At 63.6% G+C, this 5,567-nt stretch carries 2 protein-coding genes and 1 pseudogene; 1 reads left to right on the top strand and 2 read right to left on the bottom strand.

Translation table 11 applies throughout. The features are described from left to right. Positions 1 to 2,614 (bottom strand): annotated as a pseudogene (gene polA / locus Q0W88_RS10315) (DNA polymerase I); the annotation flags it as partial. A gap of 62 nt (positions 2,615 to 2,676) precedes the next feature. Here polA and Q0W88_RS10310 point away from each other — a divergent pair. Further along, positions 2,677 to 3,339, top strand: coding sequence for a VIT1/CCC1 transporter family protein (locus tag Q0W88_RS10310; RefSeq protein ID WP_297803241.1), 663 nt, complete (start codon positions 2,677 to 2,679; stop codon positions 3,337 to 3,339). Between the two features lies 1 nt (position 3,340). Here the strand turns inward: Q0W88_RS10310 and uvrD are convergent, their stop codons facing one another. After that, positions 3,341 to 5,515 (bottom strand): DNA helicase II, encoded by a 2,175-nt coding sequence (uvrD, locus tag Q0W88_RS10305; RefSeq protein ID WP_297803238.1) that lies wholly within the window; start codon positions 5,513 to 5,515, stop codon positions 3,341 to 3,343. Positions 5,516 to 5,567: the final 52 nt, after the last annotated feature.

Raw genomic sequence — 5,567 nt, 5'->3', positions numbered from 1 at the left:
GACCTGCATCAGCATCAGCGCCTGCTGGCGGTGGCCGTTGATCCAGCCGGCCACGTCGATCATCGCCCGTTTGATGATGTCGGCGGCGGTGCCCTGCATCGGGGCGTTGATGGCGGCGCGCTCGGCGCCGGCCCGTTGGGCGGCATTCTTGCCATTGATTTCATTGAGGTAAAGTCGCCGTCCGAAGACCGTCTCGACATAGCCATCGGCTTTGGCCTTGGCACGGGTGTCGTCCATGTAGGCCCGCACGCCAGGGTAGCGGCTGAAATACAGGCTGATGTAGTCGGCGGCCTCGTTGCGGCCGATGCCGAGCTGGCGTGCCAAGCCGAAAGCGCTCATGCCGTACATCAGGCCGAAGTTGATGGCTTTCGCGGCGCGGCGCTGATCGGCGCTCACCTCGGCCAAGGACACACCGAACACTTCCGCGGCGGTGGCCCGGTGCACGTCCTGGCCGGAGCCGAAGGCCGCCAGCAGGCCGGCGTCATCGGACAGGTGCGCCATGATGCGTAGCTCGATCTGGGAGTAATCGAAGGACAGAATCTTTCTTCCAGGCGGGGCGATGAAGGCTTCGCGGATCTTGCGGCCGTCTTCGGTGCGCACCGGGATGTTCTGCAGGTTCGGATCGCTCGAGCTCAGCCGGCCGGTAGCGGCACCGGCCATGTGGTAGCTGGTATGCACGCGCCCGGTGCGCGGGTTGACCATCTGCGGCAGCTTGTCGGTGTAGGTGCTGCGCAGCTTGGCCATGCCGCGGTAATCAAGAATCAGCCGCGGCAGTTCGTGATCGTCAGCGATGGCTTCCAGCGCCTCCTCGTTGGTGGACGGCGCGCCGGTCGGGGTTTTCACTTTGGCATCAAGGCCGAGTTCGTCGAACAGCAGCGCGCCGAGCTGTTTGGGCGAATCCAGATTGAAATGCCGGCCGGCGATGGCATAGGCTTTGTTCTGCACCTGCAGCATGCGTGCCGACAGATCGGCGCTCTGGCGTTGCAGCAGTGCGGTGTCGACCAGCACGCCGTTTTCTTCGATGTCGCACAGCACCTGCTGCAGCGGAATTTCCATGGTGCGGTACAGCGCTTCGAGCACCGGCGCCTGCTGCCACTGCGGCGCGAAATGCCGCTGCAGGCGCAGGGTGATGTCGGCATCCTCGGCGGCATAGCGGGTGGCATCATCGATGGCAACCTGCGAAAACGGAATCTGCTTGGCGCCCTTGCCGGCCACGTCACTGTAGGCGATGGTCCGGTAACCCAGATAATTCAGCGCCATCGAGTCCATGTCGTGGCGGGCACGGCCGGCATTGAGCACGAACGAGGCCAACAGGGTGTCTTCGCGCAGGCCCTGCACGGCGATGCCGTAGCGGTTCAGCACGTGCAGATCGTACTTGCCGTTCTGCGCGCACTTGCCCTTGCCGGCATCGGTCAGCAGCGGCGTCAGGCGCTGCAGCACTTCGTCCATCGGCAGCTGCGCCGGTGCACCGGGGTAATCGTGGGCCAGCGGAAGGTACCAGGCAAAACCGGGCTCCACCGCAAAACTCAGACCGACCAGATTGGCCTGCATCGGGTCGAGCGAATCGGTTTCAGTATCGAAGCAGACCAGCTCGGCGGCATTCGAAGCAGACCAGCTCGGCGGCATTCAGCGTCGTCAGCATTGCCTCGAAAGCCGCCCAATCCAGCACGGCGGTGTATTCGCCGGGCTTGGCTTCGGGCAACAGAACGGGCGGCGCATCGGTTTCGGCAGGCTTGGCGGCGGCTTTCGGTGCTGAAGGATGCGAGGCGTCAGTACCCTGCAGCTCCTTCAAGGCCTGCTTGAAACCGAAGCGCGAATAAAGCGCGGACAGATCGTCCTTGTGCGGCGGCAGCTGCAGCAGCTGGGTGTATTCCCGTTCCAACGGCACATCGGTTTTGATGGTCACCAGGGTGCGGTTCAAGGGCAGGATCGGCAGCGCCGCACGCAGGTTCTCGCCGATCTTGCCGGTGAATTTTTCGGCATTGGCGATGACCGCTTCCAGCGTGCCGTATTCGGCCAGCCATTTGGCGGCGGTTTTCGGTCCGCATTTTTCGACGCCTTTCACGTTGTCGACGGCATCGCCCATCAGCGCCAGAAAGTCGATGATCTGGTCGGGGCGCACGCCGAATTTTTCCGGCACGCGTTGTTCATCGGTCACGCTGCCGGTCATGGTGTTGGTCAGGGTGATGTGCGGGCCGACCAGCTGTGCGAAATCCTTGTCGCCGGTGGAGATCACCACGTCAACGCCGTCCTTCGCCGCCTGCACGGCATAGGTGCCGATGACATCGTCGGCCTCGACGCCGGATACGCGGATGACCGGCAGGCCGAGCGCCTGCACGATGGCGATCATCGGCTCGACCTGCGCGCGCAGATCATCGGGCATGGCGGCGCGGTTGGCTTTGTACTCGGGGTACAGCGCATCGCGGAAGGTCGGGCCGGGCGCGTCCAGCACGAAGGCGATGTACTCGGCGTTTTCCTTCAGGCTGCTTTTCAGCATGTTGACGATGCCGAACAGCGCGCCGGTCGGCGTGCCATCGCTGGCGGTCAGCGGCGGCAGCGCATGAAAGGCGCGGTACAGATAGGACGAGCCGTCGATGAGGACGAGTTTGGGCATGACCGGAATCCTTCGTGATTCCGGTTATTATGCCACTTGAATGCCGATTTCCTTGAGTACGCATGGCCCTGCAGAATCCGAAACAGTCCTCCGATCAATCCGGCCTCGATCCGGTCGAGCGCGCCTCGGAAGTGGTGTTCGGCACGCTGATGGCGATGAGCTTCACCGGCACCCTGTCGGTGGCCACCGCCGGCGAGCAGGATATCCACACCATGATGCTGGCGGCCATCGGCTGCAATCTGGCCTGGGGCCTGACCGATGCGGTGATGTACCTGCTTGCCGAAATTACCGAACGCGAGCGCAAAATCAGCTTCCTGCACCGCTTGCACCACGCCGCCTCCGCGGAAGAGGCCGATCGCCTGATTGCCGATGAAATGCCGGAGCGCCTGCGTTCGCACGCCAACCCGGCGGTATTCGAAGCCTTCCGGCAAAGTCTGGTGGAATTGCCCGAGCCCCGCGCCCTGTTGGAGCGGCGTCAGTATCTCGACGGCCTGCTGGTGTTCCTGTTGGTCGCCCTGTCCACCTTTCCGATCGTGTTGCCGTTCCTGCTGGTCGATGAGGCGGTGCAGGCGCTGCGCCTGTCGAATGCACTCGGCGTGCTGACCCTGTTCGTTTCCGGCTATCTGCTCGGCCGGCGCGCCGGTGGCAAGGGCTGGCATTTCGGCCTGGCCATGGCCGCCATCGGCAGCGTACTGGTCGGCATCATCATTTTGTTGGGTGGCTGAATCAGGCCGCCTGCAGTTTCGCGTAGGCCAGCACCAGCCACTTGCTGCCGGCCTCGCTGAAATTCACCTGCACGCGCGCGTGCGCGCCCGAGCCTTCGAACTGCATGATCACGCCCTCGCCGAAACTGGCGTGGCGCACGCTCTGGCCGAGACGGAACACGCCGGTGTCCTCGCTCAGGGAACGGGATGACGCATAGGCGGAGCTGTTGCCGTACCGCGCGGCTTTCGGACGGATGGCGTGGATCAGTTTTTCGGGAATCTCGCGGATGAAGCGCGAAGGCGTGCCGTACATTTCCATGCCGTGCAGGCGCCGGGTTTCGGCGTAGGTCAGGGTCAGCTTCTCGCGGGCGCGGGTGATGCCGACATAGGCCAGACGGCGTTCTTCCTCGAGCCGGTTGGCTTCATCGAGCGAGCGCGCCGAGGGAAACAGGCCTTCTTCCACGCCGACCAGAAAGACAAACGGAAACTCCAGACCCTTGGCGCTGTGTAGCGTCATCAGCTGCACGCCGTCCACGCCCTCTTCCACTTGGCCCTCACCGGCCTCAAGCGCGGCATAAGCCAGAAACGCGCTGAGCTCACTGGTCGACTCTTCCTCGTCGGGCACGATCCGGCGCGAAAACCGGCTGGCCACCGAGACCCATTCGTCGAGGTTGTCGACGCGCGAATCGAGTTCGCCTTTCGATTCCTTGCCGTAATGCAGGCGCAGGCCGGATTGTTCGAGGATGATGTCGAACAGCTCATACAGTTCGATGCCGTCACGGCTGTCGCGGATGCTATCAACCAGTGACTGGAAGCCAGCTAAGGCATTTTTGGCTCGGCCGTTCAGTGCCGACGATTCGCGGATCAAGGCCGAAGCCCGCCACAGCGATAAAGCCGAATCGCGTGCCATGCGGCGCAGCTCATCCAGCGTGCGGTCGCCGATGCCGCGCGGCGGGGTATTGACCGCGCGCTCGAACGCGGCATCGTCATCGGGGTTGGATACCAGCCGCAGATAAGCCATGGCGTCCTTGATTTCCAAGCGCTCGAAGAAGCGCTGGCCGCCGTACACCCGGTACGGCAATGCGTTCGACAGCAGCTGCTCCTCGATGGCGCGCGACTGGGCATTGTTGCGGTACAGCACGGCACACTCGGAAGCGCTGTGTCCGTGCTGGATCAGCTGCTGGATCTGCGCCACCACGTAACGCGCCTCGTCCACTTCGTTGAAGGCGGTATACAGCTCGATCAGCGCGCCGTCGCGGTCCTCGGTCCACAGCTTCTTGCCCAGCCGTTCCGGATTGTGTGCGATCACCGCATTGGCGGCGGCCAGGATGTTGCCGGTGGAGCGGTAGTTCTGTTCCAGCCGGATGGTGCGCGCGCCGGGATAGTCGTCGAGGAACTTCTGCATGTTACCGACCTGCGCGCCGCGCCAGCCGTAAATCGACTGGTCGTCATCGCCGACCACGAACACCTGGCCGCGCTCGCCGGCGAGCAGACGGATGAAGGCGTACTGCACGTTGTTGGTGTCCTGGAATTCGTCAACCAGGATCTGGCTGAAGCGCTGCCGGTAGTGCTCCAGCAAGGCGGGTGTTTTCAGCAGGGTTTCGTGCGCGCGCAACAGGATCTCGGCGAAATCCACCAAACCGGAACGCTGGCAACGGATTTCATATTCCTCGTAGACCTGCAGCTGCGCCCGCGTAAAAGCGTCACCCATGGCGATCTGGATGGCCGCCGGCCGCCGGCCGGCATCCTTCTGGGCATTGATCCACCACACCAACTGCTTGGGCGGAAAGCGGGTATCGTCCAGTTGCAGATCGGCGACCACGCGCTTGACCATGCGCAGCTGATCGTCGGCATCGAGCACCTGGAAGCTTTCCGGCAGCGCGGCATCCTGCCAGTGCAGGCGCAGCAAGCGGTGCGCGATGCCGTGGAAGGTGCCGACCCACATGCCGCGTGCGCCGTCCGGCAACAATGCGGCGATGCGCGTACGCATCTCGGCGGCGGCTTTGTTGGTGAAAGTGACCGCCAGAATGCGGTACAGCGGAATATCGAAGACTTGATTCAGCCAACCGATGCGGTGGGTCAGCACGCGGGTCTTGCCGGAACCGGCACCGGCCAGCACCAGATACGGGCCCGGCTCGGCGCAGACGGCCTCGCGCTGCGCCGGATTCAGGCTATCGATGAGGCCGGAAACATCCATTATTTGCCGCTGACGCGTTTGACGCCGGGCAGACGCAGCACGTAATCGGCAC

It is taken from the genome of Arenimonas sp. GDDSR-1 (genome assembly GCF_025980345.1).
Lineage (GTDB): Bacteria > Pseudomonadota > Gammaproteobacteria > Xanthomonadales > Xanthomonadaceae > Arenimonas.
Note: the sequence above shows the minus strand (reverse complement) of the source record. Positions and strands in the feature narration are given on the sequence as shown.

Coding starts and splice junctions, on each gene's coding strand:
- uvrD (WP_297803238.1), bottom strand. CDS start 5,515: ATGGATGTTTCCGGCCTCATCGATAGCCTGAATCCGGCGCAGCGCGAG.
- Q0W88_RS10310 (WP_297803241.1), top strand. CDS start 2,677: ATGGCCCTGCAGAATCCGAAACAGTCCTCCGATCAATCCGGCCTCGAT.